22 protein-coding genes are annotated in these 18,491 nt (G+C 63.5%); 11 read left to right on the top strand and 11 right to left on the bottom strand.

What is annotated here, in order from left to right:
- Positions 1-447 precede the first annotated feature (447 nt).
- Positions 448-1,671 carry a c-type cytochrome gene (locus PMI42_RS32800; RefSeq protein WP_008143048.1) on the top strand — a complete coding sequence of 408 codons (1,224 nt, stop codon included), beginning with the start codon at positions 448-450 and terminating at the stop codon, positions 1,669-1,671.
- Here PMI42_RS32800 and PMI42_RS32805 read toward each other — a convergent pair whose 3' ends face one another.
- Positions 1,672-2,322 carry a trimeric intracellular cation channel family protein gene (locus PMI42_RS32805; protein ID WP_008143049.1) on the bottom strand — a complete coding sequence of 217 codons (651 nt, stop codon included), beginning with the start codon at positions 2,320-2,322 and terminating at the stop codon, positions 1,672-1,674.
- Between the two features lie 164 nt (positions 2,323-2,486).
- Here PMI42_RS32805 and PMI42_RS32810 point away from each other — a divergent pair, with 164 nt between their 5' ends.
- Positions 2,487-2,885, top strand: coding sequence for a hypothetical protein (locus PMI42_RS32810; protein WP_008143051.1), 399 nt, complete (start codon positions 2,487-2,489; stop codon positions 2,883-2,885).
- A gap of 54 nt (positions 2,886-2,939) precedes the next feature.
- Here PMI42_RS32810 and PMI42_RS32815 read toward each other — a convergent pair whose 3' ends face one another.
- From PMI42_RS32815 to PMI42_RS32825, 3 genes are read right to left on the bottom strand one after another with little or no spacing between them, the layout of a single operon-like run.
- A complete protein-coding gene (locus PMI42_RS32815; RefSeq protein WP_008143053.1) occupies positions 2,940-3,749 on the bottom strand; it encodes an isocitrate lyase/PEP mutase family protein in 810 nt (269 codons plus the stop codon).
- Between the two features lie 51 nt (positions 3,750-3,800).
- Positions 3,801-4,151: an antibiotic biosynthesis monooxygenase family protein gene (locus tag PMI42_RS32820; protein WP_008143056.1), complete on the bottom strand. Its 351-nt coding sequence runs from the start codon at positions 4,149-4,151 to the stop codon at positions 3,801-3,803.
- 28 nt (positions 4,152-4,179) lie between these two features.
- Entirely contained in the window at positions 4,180-4,488 is a 309-nt protein-coding gene (locus PMI42_RS32825; RefSeq protein ID WP_008143057.1) for an NIPSNAP family protein, read from the bottom strand.
- A 222-nt stretch (positions 4,489-4,710) separates the two neighbouring features.
- Here PMI42_RS32825 and PMI42_RS32830 point away from each other — a divergent pair, with 222 nt between their 5' ends.
- From PMI42_RS32830 to PMI42_RS32840, 3 genes are all read left to right on the top strand, one after another.
- Positions 4,711-5,409: an ArsR/SmtB family transcription factor gene (locus PMI42_RS32830; RefSeq protein WP_081502985.1), complete on the top strand. Its 699-nt coding sequence runs from the start codon at positions 4,711-4,713 to the stop codon at positions 5,407-5,409.
- 139 nt (positions 5,410-5,548) lie between these two features.
- Entirely contained in the window at positions 5,549-6,553 is a 1,005-nt protein-coding gene (locus PMI42_RS32835; protein WP_035967319.1) for an alpha/beta fold hydrolase, read from the top strand.
- Positions 6,554-6,760: 207 nt separating this feature from the next.
- The gene (locus PMI42_RS32840; RefSeq protein WP_008143062.1) at positions 6,761-7,003 is read left to right on the top strand and encodes a GCG_CRPN prefix-to-repeats domain-containing protein; all 243 of its coding nucleotides are present in this window, start codon (positions 6,761-6,763) and stop codon (positions 7,001-7,003) included.
- Positions 7,004-7,155: 152 nt separating this feature from the next.
- Here the strand turns inward: PMI42_RS32840 and PMI42_RS32845 are convergent, their stop codons facing one another.
- Together PMI42_RS32845 and PMI42_RS32850 are read right to left on the bottom strand one after the other, a co-directional pair.
- Positions 7,156-7,440: a twin-arginine translocation signal domain-containing protein gene (locus PMI42_RS32845; protein WP_008143064.1), complete on the bottom strand. Its 285-nt coding sequence runs from the start codon at positions 7,438-7,440 to the stop codon at positions 7,156-7,158.
- A 210-nt stretch (positions 7,441-7,650) separates the two neighbouring features.
- The gene (locus tag PMI42_RS32850) at positions 7,651-7,965 is read right to left on the bottom strand and encodes a hypothetical protein (RefSeq protein WP_008143067.1); all 315 of its coding nucleotides are present in this window, start codon (positions 7,963-7,965) and stop codon (positions 7,651-7,653) included.
- Positions 7,966-8,070: 105 nt separating this feature from the next.
- Between PMI42_RS32850 and PMI42_RS32855 the strand changes: the two genes are divergently transcribed.
- The 3 genes from PMI42_RS32855 (at position 8,071) to PMI42_RS32865 (ending at position 11,594) form a co-directional block, all read left to right on the top strand.
- Positions 8,071-10,029: an alpha/beta hydrolase domain-containing protein gene (locus PMI42_RS32855; protein ID WP_008143068.1), complete on the top strand. Its 1,959-nt coding sequence runs from the start codon at positions 8,071-8,073 to the stop codon at positions 10,027-10,029.
- A gap of 192 nt (positions 10,030-10,221) precedes the next feature.
- On the top strand, positions 10,222-10,875 hold the full coding sequence (locus tag PMI42_RS32860; RefSeq protein WP_008143071.1) for a glutathione S-transferase family protein: 654 nt from the start codon (positions 10,222-10,224) through the stop codon (positions 10,873-10,875).
- Positions 10,876-10,991: 116 nt separating this feature from the next.
- Positions 10,992-11,594 (top strand): hypothetical protein, encoded by a 603-nt coding sequence (locus PMI42_RS32865; protein ID WP_008143072.1) that lies wholly within the window; start codon positions 10,992-10,994, stop codon positions 11,592-11,594.
- On the opposite strand, the gene PMI42_RS32870 is transcribed toward PMI42_RS32865, so the two are convergent.
- From PMI42_RS32870 to PMI42_RS32885, 4 genes are all read right to left on the bottom strand, one after another.
- The gene (locus tag PMI42_RS32870; protein WP_008143074.1) at positions 11,579-11,914 is read right to left on the bottom strand and encodes a hypothetical protein; all 336 of its coding nucleotides are present in this window, start codon (positions 11,912-11,914) and stop codon (positions 11,579-11,581) included. The two genes, PMI42_RS32865 and PMI42_RS32870, sit on opposite strands and share 16 nt — an antisense overlap.
- Before the next feature lie 235 nt (positions 11,915-12,149).
- Positions 12,150-12,506 (bottom strand): hypothetical protein, encoded by a 357-nt coding sequence (locus PMI42_RS32875; RefSeq protein ID WP_008143077.1) that lies wholly within the window; start codon positions 12,504-12,506, stop codon positions 12,150-12,152.
- Between the two features lie 90 nt (positions 12,507-12,596).
- The gene (locus tag PMI42_RS32880; RefSeq protein ID WP_008143080.1) at positions 12,597-13,601 is read right to left on the bottom strand and encodes a GTP pyrophosphokinase; all 1,005 of its coding nucleotides are present in this window, start codon (positions 13,599-13,601) and stop codon (positions 12,597-12,599) included.
- A 55-nt stretch (positions 13,602-13,656) separates the two neighbouring features.
- Positions 13,657-15,189 (bottom strand): acyl-CoA carboxylase subunit beta, encoded by a 1,533-nt coding sequence (locus tag PMI42_RS32885; RefSeq protein WP_008143082.1) that lies wholly within the window; start codon positions 15,187-15,189, stop codon positions 13,657-13,659.
- Positions 15,190-15,338: 149 nt separating this feature from the next.
- Between PMI42_RS32885 and PMI42_RS32890 the strand changes: the two genes are divergently transcribed.
- The 3 genes from PMI42_RS32890 (at position 15,339) to PMI42_RS32900 (ending at position 17,658) form a co-directional block, all read left to right on the top strand.
- Complete coding sequence (locus PMI42_RS32890) at positions 15,339-15,743, top strand: DUF4260 domain-containing protein (RefSeq protein ID WP_008143084.1); 405 nt, start codon at positions 15,339-15,341, stop codon at positions 15,741-15,743.
- 253 nt (positions 15,744-15,996) lie between these two features.
- A complete protein-coding gene (locus PMI42_RS32895) occupies positions 15,997-16,593 on the top strand; it encodes a hypothetical protein (protein WP_008143088.1) in 597 nt (198 codons plus the stop codon).
- A 72-nt stretch (positions 16,594-16,665) separates the two neighbouring features.
- Positions 16,666-17,658 (top strand): dienelactone hydrolase family protein, encoded by a 993-nt coding sequence (locus PMI42_RS32900; RefSeq protein ID WP_008143090.1) that lies wholly within the window; start codon positions 16,666-16,668, stop codon positions 17,656-17,658.
- Between the two features lie 150 nt (positions 17,659-17,808).
- Here PMI42_RS32900 and PMI42_RS32905 read toward each other — a convergent pair whose 3' ends face one another.
- Positions 17,809-18,465: a carboxymuconolactone decarboxylase family protein gene (locus PMI42_RS32905; protein WP_008143091.1), complete on the bottom strand. Its 657-nt coding sequence runs from the start codon at positions 18,463-18,465 to the stop codon at positions 17,809-17,811.
- Between the last annotated feature and the right edge of the window lie 26 nt (positions 18,466-18,491).

The raw sequence follows: 18,491 nt of genomic DNA on the forward strand, positions 1-18,491 counted from the left end.
GCGATAGCCGGAGATGAAGCCCGCGGTGTTCAGCCCCGCGGCACGGTCGCGGCGGATCTGGGCCATGGGCAGGCGGACCAGCGCCTGAATGCCGGTCGTGAAAATATGGCCGGTGTCCTGGGTGTATTTTTGATCGAGACTGATCGGACCCTGGTTGATGCCCATTCTCGTCCTCTTCCGCCCTTTTTTGAGCGTTTGGCTGCTTAAGCCGTTGCCTGCCCGTTGTTTTTAGCTAGGGCGCGCCGACCACCTGCGCCACTCTATGTCGGATATTTAACGCGGCGCATCACAAATCTGGACCAAAGCGAGCGCCGGGTAAAAATCGCAATTTCGTGGCTGCAAGCCATCGGCGATTTTCAATTTGTGTCACCATACCCCCGCCGTCGCGAAATGAAGCAACGCACGTATAATGCGGCACGGGGGTGATTGGTCGCAGGAGACCTCGGAATGCGGACGATTCTGGCTGCCGTGCTCTTGTGCAGTGCAGTTGCAGGTGCGGTCACAAGCGCGGCCCTCGCCGCAGAGCCGTCGCCGGAGCTGATCGCCTATGGCAAGACGCTGGTCGAGGCCGGCGACTGCGCAGGCTGCCACACCGCCGATCCGGCAAGGCCATTTGCGGGCGGCAAGCGCATCGACACGCCGTTCGGCGCGATCTACGCCCCGAACCTGACACCGGACCGTGAGACCGGGATCGGCGCCTGGGCGGACGCCGATTTCACCCGCGCGCTGCGCGCCGGCATCGCGCCCGACGGCTCGAACTATTACCCGGCCTTCCCCTACCCCTACTTCACGCGGATGACCAAGGACGACACGCTGGCGATCCGCGCCTATCTCGGCACGCTCGCGCCCGTCGTGAGCCGCAACAAGCCGCCGGAGCTGCGCTGGCCGTTTGGGTATCGCGGCCTGATGCGGATCTGGAACGCCATGTATTTCAAGCCCGGCCTGTACGAGCCGGACCAGAGCCAGAGCGCGGCGTGGAACAGGGGTGGCTATCTCGTCACCGGCCTGTCCCATTGCGGCGCCTGCCACACGCCGAAGAACTATTTTGGTGCGGACAAGACGGCGCAGGCACTGTCCGGCAACGCGGTCGGCGGCTGGTACGCGCCAAGACTCGATGGCGCCGCGCGCACCGGGCTGAAATCGTGGAGCGCCGAGGACATCGCCGAATATCTGCAGAGCGGCCGCAACGCCAGGAGCCATGCCGGCGGGCCGATGGCCGAGGTCGTCGTCAACTCGACCGCGAAGATGAGCGATGCCGATGTGCGCGCGATCGCGCTTTACCTGAAGAACCTGCCGCCGGCACGGCGCGAGACGCTCGTGACGCCGCCTGACGAGGCCGAGATGAAGGCGGGACAAGCCGTCTACGCAAAGCTCTGCGTCGCCTGCCATGAAGCCGATGGCACAGGCAGCCCGCGGATCTATCCGCCGCTGCCCGGCAACGCGCTCCTGCAATCGGTCAATCCGTCCTCGACCCTGCGCATCATCCTCGACGGCGCCCACACCGTGACGACGCCGCGCGCCCCCAACACCGGCGAGATGCCGGGCTATGCAAAGCAATTGTCCGACGACGAGATCGCGGCGGTGACCAACTACATCCGCAATTCCTGGGGCAATGCCGGACCAATGGTGACGCCGGCGCAGGTGGCGAAGGCGCGGAAGGAGGAGCGTTAGCTAAGGTCCCCGCTCCTCATCCCCCGTGAACACGAATTTCGGCATCTCCCATTTGTAGCGCACGGCGAGCAGGCGGAAGCTGATGCCGAGCACGAAGGTCAAGATGGTCCAGAGCTCGGCGTTGAGATTGAGACCGGCCGCTGTGGCGTAGAACAGGCCGGTCGCCACCGAAACGGTGGCGTAGAGCTCGGAGCGAAACAGCAACGGCACGTCGTTGCAGAGCACGTCGCGCAGCACGCCGCCGGCGCATCCCGTCACCATGCCTGAGACGATCACGATCGGCAGCGTGGCATCCATCTGCCAGGCGATGTCGCAGCCGGTCATGGTGAAGACGACGAGGCCGATCGCATCGAGCACGATGAAGGCGAGCTTGAGCCTGTGCACGAGCCGCGCCATCAAAATTGTAAGGAAGGCGGCGCCGCCGGCGAGCGCGAGATAGACCGGGTTCTGCACCCAGGCCAGCGGATAGTGGCCGAGAAAGAGATCGCGCAACGTGCCGCCGCCGAGCGCGGTGATGCAGCCGAGGAAGCAGACGCCCAGCCAGTCCATGCTGCGCCGGCCCGCAGCAAGCGCAGCCGTCATGCCCTGCGCGGCCACCGCGATCAGCGACAGGAAATGCAGCACGCTATCGGTCGGTGGCAGGCTCCACATCGTCTTGTTCCCTCCTTCCGTGATGGAACTTACGTCACGGGTTCCCCCAATAACAGGTTCCCGATTCCCGGCGCGGGAGCAACATGCGACGAAAGCATGAAGCGGGCGGAACAGAATCTCGCATCTAGGGGTTGTCAGGCCGCAATAAACGAGGAGACCGAAAGATGGCTGACGAGCGTTTTCCCAACGATCCGTATCGCCCCAACCTCAGCGACGACGAGTACCTGCGCATGGCGCGTCGCCAGGATGTCAATCTCCAGGCCGATCCCGAGCTTGGTGAAGGCCCTGCCTCCAGCGGCAAGGTCGCTTTGTTTGCCGTAGCTGTCGCCCTGGTGCTGGGCGCCGTGTTCTACGGCCTGAACAACTCCAGCACGGGCAACCAGGCGAGCAACGCGCCGACCACGCAGACCGCCCAGCAGGCGCCGGCGACCAATCCGGCCGCGCCTCCCGGCATGCGTGACGTGACGCCGCGCGCCAACACCGAGCCGGGCGTGACCACGGGTGCTGCGCCGAGCAGGCCGGCCGCGCCTGATCCGGCGGCACCGTCCGAGGGTGCGAAGTAACGATTTGCGACAATGTGCGACAGCGGCGGGACGACGAGTCCCGCCGCTTTTCGTTCAGCTGAACATCTTGTTGAGCTCGCCGCCGGGATAGCCGCCGCCGAGCTCGGTGAACGTCCCCTTCTCCGCCATTTCCTTCGCGGCGCGCATGAAGCCGCCCCAGGCGGCGCGCGCGAGCGAGCCTCCGACGCTGATCCGGCGCACGCCGAGATCTTCGGCTTCCTTCACCGACAGGCCCGACGCACCGATCAGCAGGTTGAACGGCTTTGGTGCGATAGCCTTCACCACAGCAGTGATGTCCTCGCGGGTCTTCAGGCCGGGTGCATAGAGGCAATCGGCGCCGGCATCTGCATAGGCGGTGAGCCGGTCGATGACGAGCTTGAGATCGGTCACGCCCCACAGATAGGCCTCGCAGCGGCCGACCAGCATCGTGTTGCTGTCGCCGATCGCCTTGCGCGAGGCCTTGATGCGCTCGACCGCCAGCGCGCGGTCGTAGATCGGGTTGTTCTTGTCGCCGGTGGAATCCTCGATCGAGAGACCGGCAACGCCGGTGCGCACGCATCGCTCGACATTGTCCGCGACTTTGTCAGGCTCGACCGCAAAACCGCCTTCGAAATCCGCGTTCACGGGGATGTCGACGGCCGAGCACAATGCTGCCAGATGCTGACAGACGTCCTCGACGGTGACGTGGTTGTCGGCCTTGCCGATGGTCCAGGCAAAGCCCGCGCTCGATGACGCGAGCGCCTTGAAGCCGAGATGCTGCAATGCCTTGGCGCTGCCGACATCGACCGGATTGGGCAGGATGAAGCAGCCGCTCTCGTGCATCTTCTTGAACGTCGCGCGCTTGTCAGCGGTTGTCACATGCATGTGTCTCTCCCTTGTTGGCCGCGCGAACATAGGCACGCGTTGGCGAGCGCGCTAGTGCGCGTCGTGCACCGCGCGGCTGTCCTTCGGCGCCTCGTCGCGATCGTTCATGCCGTAGTCGCGGACGACGCTGGCGATGCGCAGGTGATAATCGGCGAAGATCTGCGCCCTGCCCTTGGCCTGGGTGCGGCGGTGCTCCATCGTGTTGCGCCAGGCCTGGACCGCCGCCTCGTCCCGCCAGAACGACACCGACAGGATCTTGCCCTTCTCGGTCAGGCTCTCGAAGCGCTCGACCGAGATGAAGCCGTCGATGGTTTGCAGGACCGGCTTCAGATCGGCCGCGAGGTCGAAATAGGTCTGGCGATGTTCTGGCTTGGGCCAGACCTCGAAGATCACGGCGATCATGGGCGTCTCCTGCTAACAGTGTCGTGACCTACAATACCACCTTGCGCAAGAACGTGCGCTCCTCGCCGAGAATGAATTTGTGCTCCTCGGCGAAACGGAAGTTCGCCATGCCTTCGGCATCCTGGCGCAGCCGCGCACGATAGGCTTCATAGGCGGCGAGGCTCTCGAAGGTGATCAGCGCGAAGGCGATGTTGTTGGTGCCCTCATGCGGCATGAAATAGCCGATCAGGTCGCCGCCGCATTTCGGGATGATGGTCAGCCAGCGTTTTGAGTATTCCTCGAACTGTGCGCGCTTGAAGGGATCGAGCTGATAGCGGATGAAGACGGTGATGGACATGGCGGGCTCCTTTGGTTCCAACATCGTCATTGCGAGCGCAGGTCTCGTAGGGTGGGCAAAGCGAAGCGTGCCCACGACCTTTGTCCGCAACGACAATTGGTGGGCACGCCGCTGCGCTCCTTTGCCCACCCTACGGCGCCGGATTGCTTTGCTCGCAATGACGTGTTTGCTGAAACACGCTACGCGCTTGCCCGACCACAATGCTTCGGCTACCATCGAAGCATGAAATCAGGACCCGACATCGCCATGATCGCCGCGCTGGTCGGCGACCCCGCCCGCGCCAACATGCTCACGGCGCTGATGAACGGCCGCGCGCTCACGGCGAGCGAGCTGGCGCAGGAAGCCGGCATCACGCCGCAGACCGCGAGCTCGCATCTTTCAAAACTCGAGGCCGGCGGGCTGGTCGAGCCGGAGAAGCAGGGCCGGCACCGCTACTACCGCCTCACCGACGACGATGTCGCCGGCGTGCTGGAGGGACTTGCGGGGCTTGCCGCACGCACCGGCCACATGCGCGTGCGCACCGGGCCGAAGGATCCGGCGCTGCGGCGCGCGCGGATCTGCTACGACCATCTCGCCGGCGATCTCGGCGTGCAGATGCTCGACACCATGCGCACGCGAAACCTGGTCAGGCAGAAGAAGCAGGACATCGAGCTGACGGCGGAGGGCGAACGTTTCCTCGCCAGACATTTGCAGATCTCGGCCGAGATGCTGGCCCATCCGCGCCGCCCGGTCTGCAAGGCCTGCCTCGACTGGAGCGAACGGCGCCACCATCTCGCCGGCACCCTGGGCGCCGCCATGATGCAGCGTTTTGCCGAACTGAAATGGGCCGCGCGCGACGCCACGCCCGGCAGCCGCGTGGTGAACTTCACCCGCACAGGCGAGAAGCAGTTCGCGGTGCTGTTTGGCAACGGCAAGGACTGATCACGCGAGAGGCGTGCGACCGCACATTTGCGTGTGAACTCTCCCCGTCGTCATGGCCGGGCTTGACCCGGCCATCCACGCCTTTATTGCGGCTGGCACGTGGATGCCCGGGACAGGCCCGGGCATGACGGAGACCTTCATGAACCGCTTCCTCCCGGCCGCGCTCGCCGCCGCCCTCCTTGCTAGCTCGTTTGCATCCCGCGCCGCCGACACCCCGCGCGAGCCCTACGGCATCGCGCTCGAAGGCTTAGCCTATCCCTATCCCGTGCACCTGCTGCCGGTCGTCAATGACGGCGAGCAGCTCAGCATGGCCTATATGGACGTGGCGCCGGCGCAACCGAATGGCCGCACCGTGGTGCTGCTGCACGGGCGCAATTTTCCGTCGAGCTACTGGGCGCCCGTGATCAAGATGCTGGGCGATGCAGGCTTCCGCGTCGTGGTGCCGGACCAGATCGGTTTCGGCAAATCCTCCAAGCCGGCGGGCGAGCTGCATTTCGACAATCTGGCGCGCAACACCATCGCGCTGCTCGACCACCTCAAGATCGACAAGGCCGAGATCGTCGCGCATTCGCTCGGCGGCATGCTGGGCGTGCGCATCGCCCGCGCCTATCCGGACCGCGTCGCGCACCTTGTTCTGACGGCCCCGATCGGGCTCGAAGACTACCGCCTCTACGTGCCGCCGACGCCGACCGAGAAGGTCATCGAGAGCGAGGACAAGCTCACCGCCGACGGCTACCGCAAACAGCTCCAGACCAATTACGCGATCAAGCTGCCGCCCGAGGCGATCACGCCGTTCATCGACGCCCGCTTCAACATCAAGGGCAGCCCGGATTATCCGCGCTGGCTGCGCGCCTTCGTCAGCTCCGGCCAGATGATCTATCGTGAGCCCGTGGCGCACGAGGTCGCGCTGATCACCGAGCCGACGCTGTTCATCATGGGCGCCGACGACCACAACGCGCCGGGCCGGCCGCTGGCGCCGGAAGCATTGCGCGCCAAGATGGGGCAGAACGCCGAACTGGCGAAGGCGCTCGCCGCGAAGATGCCGAATGCGCGGGCCGAGGTGATCCCGGACACTGGCCATCTCGTCTTCCTGGAGGCACCCGAGAAGTACAGGGAGCTGGTGCTGGGCTTTCTCGGGCGCTAGCGACAGTTGCGTGTCGCCTGAGGCAGGATGCGGGAAACGTTCATGCCGCATTCAGGTCATGATTGGCAGATTTGGATCGCGACGTGTCGGCACGTGTCTCCCAGATTTAACGTGTCGAATCGTGTCTTTTGATTCATTGTGCGCCGCAAGCGCCAATCCCCTCAAACCTGCCCAATCATCTGCCCCAAGGACGAGAAGGAAGATCACATGAAATATCTCTTCGCCGCCGTGATGCTCGCCAGCGCGGTCGTCGGTTTCAGCGAAGCGGCCAGCGCCGCTGGCGGCTGCGGCCCCGGCTGGTATCGCGGCCCGTACGGTGGCTGCCGTCCGATGGCCGGGCGCCCGCCGGTCGTCGTCGTGGCACCCCGCCCCGCGCCGGTCGTGGTCGTGCGTCCGCGCGTGTGTCCCTATGGCTTCCGCTGGTACGCCGGCCGCTGCCGCCCGTTCTGATCTCTTCTTTTCGCATTGCAAAATGGCCGCGCGGGATCAGCCTGCGCGGCCATTTTCTTTGAACCGCCTCCACCGCATCGGCTTGCAGACGCGTTGAATCAAAACGGGGACCGCGAACTGCGATCCCCGTCCAGGCCACGAAGGCCGCGCGCTTACCAGTGGCGACGATGCCAGCGCCTGCGACGCCAGCCCCAGTGACGATGGCGCCAGCCCCAGTGATGGCCGCGACCGCGGCCGTGCCAGTGCACCTGCTCCGGCTTGAGCTGCGCGGCTTCATCGCTGGTGGTGACCGCCGGATGAGCATCCGGATTGCCTTGCGGCATGCGGGGATCGCCGAGCGGCTGCGGCGCCAGCGGCGCGGCCTGGACGGCGGTGGTGAACGCGGCGGCGCCGGCCGCGACACCGATTGCGAGTTTCAGAAAGTTGCGGCGTTCCATGATGTCTTCCTCTCGGGCAAGCGTTGCATGATGCGGAGGAAGTGTCGGGCTCGCGACATGAACTGCGGCTGAATCGCGCGTTCAGATTCGTTGCAACGGTGACAGGAAGGGTCTGTAGCCCGGATGGAGCGAAGCGCAATCCGGGGCCGACGATACGTCGCGCGAGAATCCCGAATTACGCGGTGCTCCATCCGGGCTACAAGACCGCGGCTACGTGCCAAACTCCTGCGCCAGCACCAACGTTTCGCGTGTGCGTTTCACGTCGGGCCAGTCACGGTTGAAATCGGCCACGAGCCTGGTCAGCGCATCGCCCTTCAGCATCGTAGCCAGCTTGGCCTCGTCGTCGAACTGATACATCGCCTGATGCAGCGAGGGATCGTCCAGGCTCCAGAACCGCCAGGCCTTGGTGATGCCGAACGCCTTCACTGCGTCGGGCACGTGTTCCGTCTCGTACCATGCGTCGAAGGCGGCACGCTTGCTGGCGTCGGCAACGGTGGCGCGGACGACGAAGTAGGCAGCGGGCATGTGTTTCCTCCTGTTGTTTGGCGTCAGCATAGACGGTTATAGTGGCGACAACAAAAAGCCCGCGCGACGGACAATGCCGTCATGCCGATAAGGGAGGAAATGGCCATGCACAGGATCATCACGGGCCTTGTTGCGATCGCATGCCTGTGGCCGGCCGCCTCATCAGCCGAAATCGTCCGCTTCGACATCCTGGAGCGCGTTCCCGCCTTCGCCGGACGCAGCTTTGGCAATGTCGGCAGCTATGAACGCATCACCGCACGCGCGACCTTCGCGCTGAACCCGGCCGACGACCGCAACGCCGTCATCACAGATCTCGCGCAGGCACAGCGCAATGCCGACGGCAAGGTCGAGGCCACCGCCGACGTCGTGATCCTGCGGCCGAGCGATCCCACCCACGGCAACGGCACGCTGCTGCTGGAGGTGCCCAATCGCGGCCGAAAACTCGCACCGCAACTGTTCGACGATTCCGCCCAGCCCGGCGCCAACAATGCCGACAAGGCCGAAGATGCCGGCATCGGATTCCTGCACCGCCAGGGTTTTACGATGGTCTGGGTCGGCTGGCAGGGCGACATCCCCTCCAGGCCGGGCCAGTTGGCGCTCGCCGCACCGATGCTGAAGGGCGTCACCGGCCCCGCGCGTGAGGAATTCGTGTTCGACAACACGACCAGCCCGGCGCGCGCGGCGCTGACCTGGCCCGCGGCTGATGCCGCCAACCTCAACGTCACCGTGCGCGCCGCCTGGGCCGACGCAAGGCAGACGCCGCCGGGCCTGTCCGCAAAGATCATTGATCCCGTGACGGTGGAGATCACCCGTCCCGACGGCTTTGACGCCGGCGCGCTCTTTGAGCTCACCTACACCGCGCGCGATCCGGTCCCGCTCGGCATGGGCTATGCCGCCGTGCGCGATGTCGTCAGCTTCCTCCGCCATGACGAGACGCCTGCGAACCCGTTGCTGAGCGGCCTGCATCCATCAGTCAGCCGCGCCATCGGCTTCGGCGTGTCGCAATCCGGCCGCTTCCTCCGCGACTACCTCTATCTCGGCTTCAACGAGGACCTCCAGGGCCGCACCGTGTTCGACGGATTGATGCCGCATGTCGCGGGCACGCGGCGGATGGCGACCAACATCCGCTTCGGCCAGCCCGGCCGCAACCCGCGGCATTTGCAGGATCCGGCGTGGCAGGCCGATCTGTTCCCGTTCACCTATGCAACGCTCAGCGATCCCTGGTCCGGCAAGACCGATGGCGTGCTGCGGCGCTGTTCGCTCTCCGCCACATGCCCCAAGGTGATGCAGACCGACAGTGAGCACGAATGGTGGGCCTCGCACGCCTCGCTGCTGGTGACCGACCTCGCCGGCAACCATCTCGACCTCCCCGACAATGTCCGCGCCTACATGATCGCAGGCACGCCGCATTTCGCCGAAGCCGCCGACGTGATGAAGAAGGGCCTGCCGGCGATGTCGCTGCCGCAGAACCCTGTTCATGCAGGCATGCCGATGCGCGCGCTGCTCACCGACCTCAACGCCTGGATCAGCGACGGCATCAAGCCGCCCGCGAGCCGCGTCCCCATGCGCGCTCACGGCACGCTGGTGGCGGCGCAAGGTGCGGTGCCGACCGATATCCCCGGCCTGCCCTATGCCGGCATCCATACGCTGGCCGCCTTCTCTGACCAGAGCGTGCTGCCGCCCAAGGAGATCGGCCGCTATCCCGTGTTCGTGCCGAAGGCGGATGACGACGGCATGGCGATCGCGGGTATCCGCCAGCTTGCGCTCGCGGTGCCACGCGCGACCTACACCGCGTGGAATCCGCGCGCGCAGGGATTTGGCCCGACGGCGCTCTATCCGCTGCAAGGCACGGTGGTGCCGTTCGCGCCGACGGAGGCCGCACGGAAGGAAGTGCACGATCCCAGGCTGTCGATCGCAGAGCGCTATGCGGATGACGGGGCGTATGTCGCTGCGGTGAAGCGTGAGGCGGCAAGGCAGGTCGCAGAACGGATTCTGTTGCCGGAGGATGCGGAGCGCGCGGTGGAAGCCGCGAAGCAAGGCAAGCTGGCGAAGCTCGGGCAATAAGCACCGGTGCCGCAGGGTGGGCAAAGCGGAGCGTGCCCACGACTTCCGTCGAGGGCCAAGGGATCGTGGGCACGGCGCAAGTGCGCCTTTGCCCAACCTACGGCGTCCACGCTTGGAAAAAAAAGCATCTTTCGGCTGTCGGAACGTCCGCTCCCCATCCGTCCTATGCCTGAGACAACACGGAGACGCCGCATGCCCGACCTCACCCTCACCACCTTCGACTGGGTTCCCCCGCCCCCGCGCGGCTTCGTTCGCGACCTTCGCGTCCGCTGGGCACTCGAAGAAGCCGCTCTGCCCTATCGCGTCGCCAGAGTGTCCGGCGACAAGGGCCCCGCACATCTCGCGCACCAGCCGTTCGGCCAGGTGCCTTGGCTGACCGACGGCGATCTCTCGATCTTCGAGACCGGCGCGATCCTGCTGCATCTGGGACAGCTCAGCACCAAGCTGATGCCGTCAGACCCGCGCGGCCGCAGCGATACGACGGAATGGGTGTTCGCCGCGCTCAATTCGGTGGAGATGGCGAGCCTGCCTTGGAGCATGTCGCAGTTCATGGGCCATCCGACCGACACGGCCGCGTGGAAATTCGTCGACGACTTCCTCAAGCTTCGCCTCAAGCATCTCGAGCCGGTGTTGGCGGGGCGCGAATGGCTGGCGGGATCTTTCTCGGTCGCAGACATCCTGATGTCGGACGTGCTGCGCGTCGTCGATGGTTTCGACGGGCTGGCGGACAGTCCGGCGTGCCGCGCCTATGTCGCGCGCGCGAAGGGCCGCCCGGCGTTCGCAAAGGCCCATGCAGATCAGATGGCGCATTTCGCTGAAGCGGACAAGACGCGCTCCAACTCGTAGAGCGGATTAGGCGAAGCCGTAATCCGCCTATTTCATGTCCCGATGGGACAGGATGTTGACGGCTTGGGTGGGCGCCTAGGCTCGTCAGAATCAAGAGAAATGCCTATAGATAGGCAATGGCTGATTCGACCTACAACCTAAACGGAGGCTTCAAGCCCACCGCCAAGCGCAGAGCTGATCTCGCGGGTCCCGACTTTTTTCCAACGCCTGCGTGGGCAACACACGCGCTAATCGACAATGAGAAGTTCGACAGCGACATCTGGGAATGCGCATGCGGCGACGGTGCGATGTCCCGCGTTCTAGAGCAGACCGGCCTACCCGTTTTCAGTTCAGACCTCTACGATCGAGGGTTCGGGAAAACGGGCGTCGATTTCCTCGGCTCTAAGCGTCGCGCCAGCAATATCGTTACAAATCCGCCGTACAATAGCGCCGAGGCGTTCGTACGTGCCGGTGTTGAACGCGCAGACAAGAAATTTGCCCTGCTACTCAGGCTCGCTTTTCTCGAAGGCGCCAATCGCGCGAATACTATTTTCAAAGTAACGCCCCCCGCTCGCGTTCACGTTTTTAGCGAGCGAATAACTTTCTACATGAAAGACGCAACGGCCAAAGGGTCGGGTACAACCGCTTACGCTTGGTTCGTATGGGATAAGCAAGCATCCAACAAAACCGAACTAAGATGGCTAAGCCCTGGATACAAAGCCCGCTACTCGCGCAGCTGAGTCAGAAACTTTTTGCCTGCCTCGGTAATTCGAATACCGTCATCTACTTCTTCGGCCAACCCGCGCTTGAAAATGTTGGTTGAAGTGCCCTTGTGCGACTTCAGATTCCGCACGATCTGGCTAAACTTCGTATCGTTTCGCCCATCGAGAATTTCCGCATCTTCTCCCGTCGGGGCGAACTCATCCTCAAGATGCCTAATCAGATCACTAGTAGAAATGTAGCCCCCTTTCCTAGCTGCAGCGGCGCGCAAAGCTGGAATGCGAACATGTTTCTCGCGAATTCGTCCTCCGCGAAAAAGCGTATCTTTCGGCGTTCTCATATGTCGGAGCTCCTTCGTTCAAACCTGATGAAGATGGGTTCCGCTGAAACTGACTAATAGGAGCGCAATGCTGACCCATCCCCGATTTTCCGCAGTTTTCCTCACCAAACGGCGCGAAACCTCCCTCCTCTGAGCGATTGAGCCAAGGGATGGGAGCGATTTCAAAACCTTCACTGCCGAATGCCATGCGGAGCGGACGGCCCAAACACCGCGGGTCGCGAGTTGAGGCAGCGTGTCACACCAATTTCAGCGGCGCATCGGCGACCACGCGCAGGTCGATCGATCCAATTAACGCCGCGCGTCGCGCTTCCGCACCACTAATAGCCTCGTCCGTCTGCCGGAGTGTGCTGACATTCGAGCCGAGCGACACGATCCCGCCGAGGATCAGCGCAATCGATCCGAGCGCCGCGGTCGGACCGGTCCCGAACAGCCCGAGGATCGTGATCAACAGCAGCGTGCCGCCTGCGCCGATGGCGATCTTGGACGCGAGGATGTACTTCCGGCACCGCTCCGCGATCTCGGCGAGACGCTCGATCCGATCTTCGATGTCGGAGATTTTGTCGGATGAGTCGTTTTCGCCGATAGAATTCAAAGTCGCTCGCGAACCACTTGGGAAGTGTCGAGGGCAATATCATCGACCTCAAGAGAAGATGATCCGAGTCGGCTAGGCACGACCTTATCTCTACTCTGAAGACTTCGGTTTGACGAGGCGGAGGAATTCGCGATGCGCGGGAAGAGCGCTTTCCCTGTTGTAGACGATACGATCCGTCACCCGCACAACTCCTTCCGCAACGAACTGACCTCCCGATGGTGGGTGTTTTCGCTCGTAAGCGCGAAACGCATCGGCTCCTCGATCCAAGACCTCTTCCAAGTCGCTAATAGTTTCGTATCCATAACCCTTAAGATCACGTAGCAGCTTTGACGCTCTCCCCGAATCGGGTTGTTTGCGGTCTGGGATCTTCTTCTCTAAAAAAGGGACTATCGTATCGAGATTGAGCTCTTCTTTATTCTTCTCAGCCTGAGCCTTAGACCGCAAGCGCGCCGCATAGAATTGTTCGAACTCGTTGTCCGCAACGTAGAACAGTCCGCCCAATGCACTAAGTGCTCGCTTCAGATCCTCCGGAACATCCCAATCGCCCTTGTAGTCGAGATGATGTGACACCGCGGCCCAAGCGTGCATGCACAGCGTTCGCACTTGAACCTCAAATTTTACGCCTGCTGTATCGTCGTATCTCGGGCCCGAAAAACGGGATGGTAATTGGCAGACATAGTGGGTCGACTGATAGCCAAGAGATCCATTTCTTGAGAGCTTGTCATCGATTTCTAACACATCAAAGTTTGCCTTCAGGACCTCCTCGATCCGAGCCATATCGGAACGAAACAAGCATACGACTCTGGCACCAACCACATCTATAAGGAGATTATGGTCCTGAACGCCTTTACGCTCGCACTTCCGCAATACCGAATCTGGCTCCTTAATTCGCTTCTCGATATCATGAATTTTGACGCCGGACCTCGATAGCTTTGTCTCAAGAATAAAGACGATCTCGTCGAGAAGTGCTCTGTTTCGCCCTCGTTGCCCCTCGAATGCGCCCAGAATCTTATTCCGCGCCTCCAACGTCAGCGCTTTGATCCCTTCAGCCTCAAGTTCTGGGGAGGTAGAGTTTTCCTCTGTTGCACCGCTCATGCAGCCTCTCCGCCTTCGAACTCAAATCTTAGCCTGGGGCAGTAAAAGCATCTCTCTACAACGGCAAATTGTCGTGCTTCTTCGCCGGCGTCTCCACCTTCTTGTCCTTTAGCATCGACAGCGCGCGTGCGATCCGCTTCCGCGTCGAGTGCGGCATGATGACGTCGTCGATGTAGCCGCGTTCGGCGGCGATGAAGGGGGACAGGAAGCGGTCTTCGTATTCCTTGGTGCGCGCGGCGATCTTGTCGGGGTCGCCGATGTCGCTGCGGAAGATGATCTCGACCGCGCCCTTGGCGCCCATCACCGCGATCTGGGCGGTCGGCCAGGCGTAGTTCATGTCGGCGCCGATTTCCTTGGAGGCCATGACGTCGAAGGCGCCGCCATAGGCCTTGCGGGTGATGATGGTGACCAGTGGCACGGTGCACTGCGAATAGGCGAACAGCAGCTTTGCGCCGTGCTTGATCAGGCCGCCATATTCCTGCGCGGTGCCCGGCAGGAAGCCCGGCACGTCGACGAAGGTGACGATCGGGATGTTGAAGGCATCGCAGAAGCGGACGAAGCGTGCCGCCTTGCGCGAGGCGTCGCTGTCGAGCACGCCGGCCAGCACCATCGGCTGGTTGGCGACGAAGCCGACGGTGCGGCCGGCGATGCGGCCGAAGCCGGTGACGATGTTCTTGGCGAAGGAATCCGCGATCTCGAAGAAGTCGCCCTCGTCCACGACCTTCAGGATCAGCTCCTTCATGTCGTAGGGCTTGTTCGGATTGTCGGGGATCAGCGTGTCCAGGGACATGTCGACACGGCCGATGTCGTCGAAGCTCGGCCATTCCGGGACGCCGTCGGTGTTGTTGGACGGCAGGAAGTCGATCAGGCGCCGCATCTGGAGCAGCGTCTCGACGTCGTTCTCGAAGGCGCCGTCCGCGATCGAGGAGCGCGTGGCGTGCACCGAGGCGCCGCCGAGCTCTTCGGCGGTAACGACCTCGTTGGTCACGGTCTTCACCACGTCGGGGCCGGTGACGAACATGTAGCTGGTGTTCTTCACCATGAAGATGAAGTCGGTCATGGCAGGCGAATAGACGTCGCCGCCGGCGCAGGGGCCCATGATGACGGAGATCTGCGGGATCACGCCGGAGGCGAGCACGTTGCGGCGGAACACGTAGGAATAGCCGGCGAGCGCGGCGACGCCCTCCTGGATGCGGGCGCCGCCCGCATCATAAAGGCCGATGATGGGCGCCCGCGCCTTCATCGCCATGTCCTGCAGCTTCGTGATCTTCAGCGCGTGTGTCTCGGACAGCGAGCCGCCGAACACGGTAAAATCCTTGGCGAAGACAAACGTCTTGCGGCCGTTGACGGTGCCCCAGCCGGTGACGACGCCGTCGCCGGGGATCTTGTTCTTCTCCATGCCGAACTCGGTCGAGCGGTGCTCGACGAACATGTCGAATTCCTCGAACGATCCCTTGTCGAGCAGGAGCTCAATGCGCTCGCGCGCGGTCAGCTTGCCGCGGGCGTGCTGCGCCTCGATACGCTTCTCCCCGCCGCCGAGCTTTGCGCCGGCCCGACGATCTTCAAGGGCGTCCAGGATATTCTTCATTTGCTCCCGCCAGTTCTTAGCCTAAATGCGATTGGCGGGGGTTCTAACACGGCATTTTGCGGGCCGGGAAGCGGCTTTCGGCGCCGCAGGGCTGCCTTGCCGCAGCGCCAAAGCGCAAGGAATTACAAAGTTTTGCCCGGGAGGCGACGATGGACCAAGGAACGGCAGAGACCGGCTCTGTGACCGGCGGCGTCAACATCCTGCTGCGGCTGGAGGGCCTGACCCTGTTCCTGGGCATGGTGATGCTCTACTGGGCCTGGGACGGCTCTTGGGCAGTGTTTGCCCTGCTCTTCTTCGTCCCCGATCTGAGCTTCCTGGCCTACCTCTCCGACGCCAAATTCGGCGCCCTGGCCTACAATGCCGCCCACAGCTACATGGCGCCGGTTGCGCTGCTGACGCTGGGTTTCGGCCTCGCCTCGCCGCTCACCTTGTCCATCGCCTTGATCTGGCTCGCCCATATCGGCATCGACCGGGCGCTGGGCTATGGCCTGAAATATTCGGCCGGGTTCGGCTTTACCCATCTCGGCCGGATCGGGCGGCAAAAGGACGCCTGACCTCGAATTCGGCCCGGCTGCGGCTGACTGCGTAGCCCGGATGGAGCGGAGCGCAATCCGGGACGGTGAGCGCGAGTCAGCCCCCCGGATTTCGCTCCGCTCCATCCGGGCTACGAAGCCGTATTTGCGGCGCCAGCCAGTTGACCGGGCCTGCCGATTCAGGCTTGCTCGGGGCTTGCGATCAGGCGCCGAATGTTGCGTGAGCCCAGTCGGTACGGCGGCTGTCAATGTGCCCTGGCTCCAGCATCACCCCATGTCCGCGACGGTTGTCCCACTGCCGCCGAACTCATCGTCCGAAACCGTCGATTTCCTGCGGCGCATGGCCAGCATGGTATCGGGGCGGAACGGCGAGATGCTGCTGCGCGCGGCAAGCCTGATCGAGTCGCTGGCCCAGCGGGCCATGTCGGCCGAGCGGCTCTATCACCAGGCGCAGGAAGAGAGCACGCGCAGCACCGAGTTGCGCGAGGCCGCAGAGCTCGCCTCCGACGCGATGATCAGCCAGATCGAGGCGCTGCGGACGCAGCTGGCCGAAGTTACTGCGGCCGCAGCCGCCGAGCGCGCTGCGTTCAATGCCGAGCGCGGCAAGCTGCTCTGCCTGATGCAGGATGCCGAAAGCCATATCGGCAAGCTCACCTCCGAGCTGGACAGCTTGCGCGCCTCCGTGGACAGCTTCAACGAGACCGTGGTCTCCGTGCCGATCGAGGTGCTGCGGCTGGCGCGCACCCAGTTCGATGTCCTCTCCGAAGGTTTTGCCCGCAATGGCGACGTGATCTCGCAGGCGATGAGCGAGATCGGCGGCTTTGCCATTGACCAGGCGCTGACGGTGAAGAAGACCGCCGACAAGGCCTGAAGGCCATCGGCGGCAAATTGACAGCGCGCAAGTCCGTTGTTCTACTCCCTGAAAATCATCAGGGAGGATCCGATGCCGACGGCATTCCGCGTCGCCATGGCGCTCATTGCGCTCTGTGCTCCCACCGTGCTTGCCAACGCGCAGTCCCTTCCGAGGGAAGTCGCCACCCGCGCTGAGATCTACCCGATCCCCTCGCTCACCCTCTCCGACCAGCAATTTCTCAGCGGCGATGCGGCCGCCGGCAAGCCGGTGACGGTCGCCGGCGAATTCCGCGTGGCCCAGGGCAGCGGAAAACTTCCCGTCGTGGTGCTGATGCACGGCTCCAGCGGCGTCGGCGCCACCACGGAAGCCTGGGTGCACGCGTTCAATGCCATGGGCATCTCGACCTTCGTGATCGACGGCTTCACCGGCCGCGGGCTGACGGTGGTCGGCCCGAACCAGGCCCTGCTCGGCCGGCTCAACCTGATCGTCGACATCTACCGCTCGCTGGAGATTCTCGCGAAACATCCGCGCGTCGATCCCGACCGCATCGTGCTGATGGGCTTTTCGCGTGGCGGACAGGCGACGCTCTATGCGAGCCTGGAGCGCTTCAACAAGCTCTGGAACAAGTCCGGCGTCCAGTTCGCCGCCTACATTCCGTTCTATCCGGACTGCTCGACGACGTATCAGAACGACAGCGACGTCGCCGCGCGCCCGATCCGCATCTTCCACGGCACGCCCGACGACTACAACCCCGTGAAGAGCTGCAAGGCGTTCGTCGAACGGCTCAAGTCGGCCGGGCGCGACGTGGTGCTGACCGAATACCCTGATAGCGCGCACGGCTTCGACAGCGGACTGCTCGGCGTCAACACGGTGGCGGTGTCCGCCAATGCGCAAACCGTGCGCAACTGCCGGATCAAGGAAGGCGACGGCGGCGTGCTGATGAACGGCGAGACGAATGCGCCGTTCACCTACAAGGATGCCTGTGTCGAGCTGAACCCGCATGTCGGCGGGAATCCAACGACAGCCGCGGAGTCGCGCAAGGCGGTGGTGGATTTCCTGCAGGCGCTGTTCAAGCTGGGTTGAAACAGTCCGGCTCGCACCGATGCCGTAGGGTGGGCAAAGCGCAGCGTGCCCACCCTTTGTCGATGACTAACAAACAGATGGTGGGCACGGCGCTGTGCGCCTTTGCCCACCCTACGGGATCGCAGTTTTATCGCGGGTACCTCGCACCTCTCACGGCTCACCCGGCTTGAACGGCTCCTGCTTGTCCGGCGGCACCGTCTCCTCGGCCATCGCCAGCAGCATGGCGACCATCACGTAATTGCCTGATACCGCGGTGAGGTCGACGATCTGCTGGTCGTTGAACACCTTCTTGGCCCGCGCATAGGTCTCGTCGGAAACCTTCTTGGTCGTCGTGATCTCGGTGACGAAATCGTAGACCACGGCCTCGTCCTCCGCCATCTTCGACGGCCGCTTGTTCGCCTTCAGCTCCGCGATGATATCGGCCGACAGACCCGCTTTCGCCGCAAGCGGCGCGTGTGCGAACCATTCCACCTGCGAGCGCCATTGCCGCCCGATGATCAGGATCGCGAACTCGTTGAGTTTCGTCGGGACCGACGTCTCCCAGCGCAGATAATAGAACAGGTCGAACAGGCGCTGGCCGAGCACGGGGCTGCGGATCATGGGATTGTAGGGCCCGCCGATGCCGACGCTCGACACCTTCGTGATCTGCTCGCCGAGCGGCTTCTGCTTGGCGTCGAGCTGATCCATGGTGAGCTGCGGAAAGCGCGGCTCCTTGCTGGTGGCAGGGCCAGCAAACATCGTGGCGGCCAGCCAGCCACCGGTTGCGGCAAGCGTGAGCGACGACAGCCAAAGCGGCATTGAGTTCATTGTTTCCTCCCGACCTTTTTTCTTGC

It is taken from the genome of Bradyrhizobium sp. YR681 (genome assembly GCF_000282615.1).
Lineage (GTDB): Bacteria > Pseudomonadota > Alphaproteobacteria > Rhizobiales > Xanthobacteraceae > Bradyrhizobium.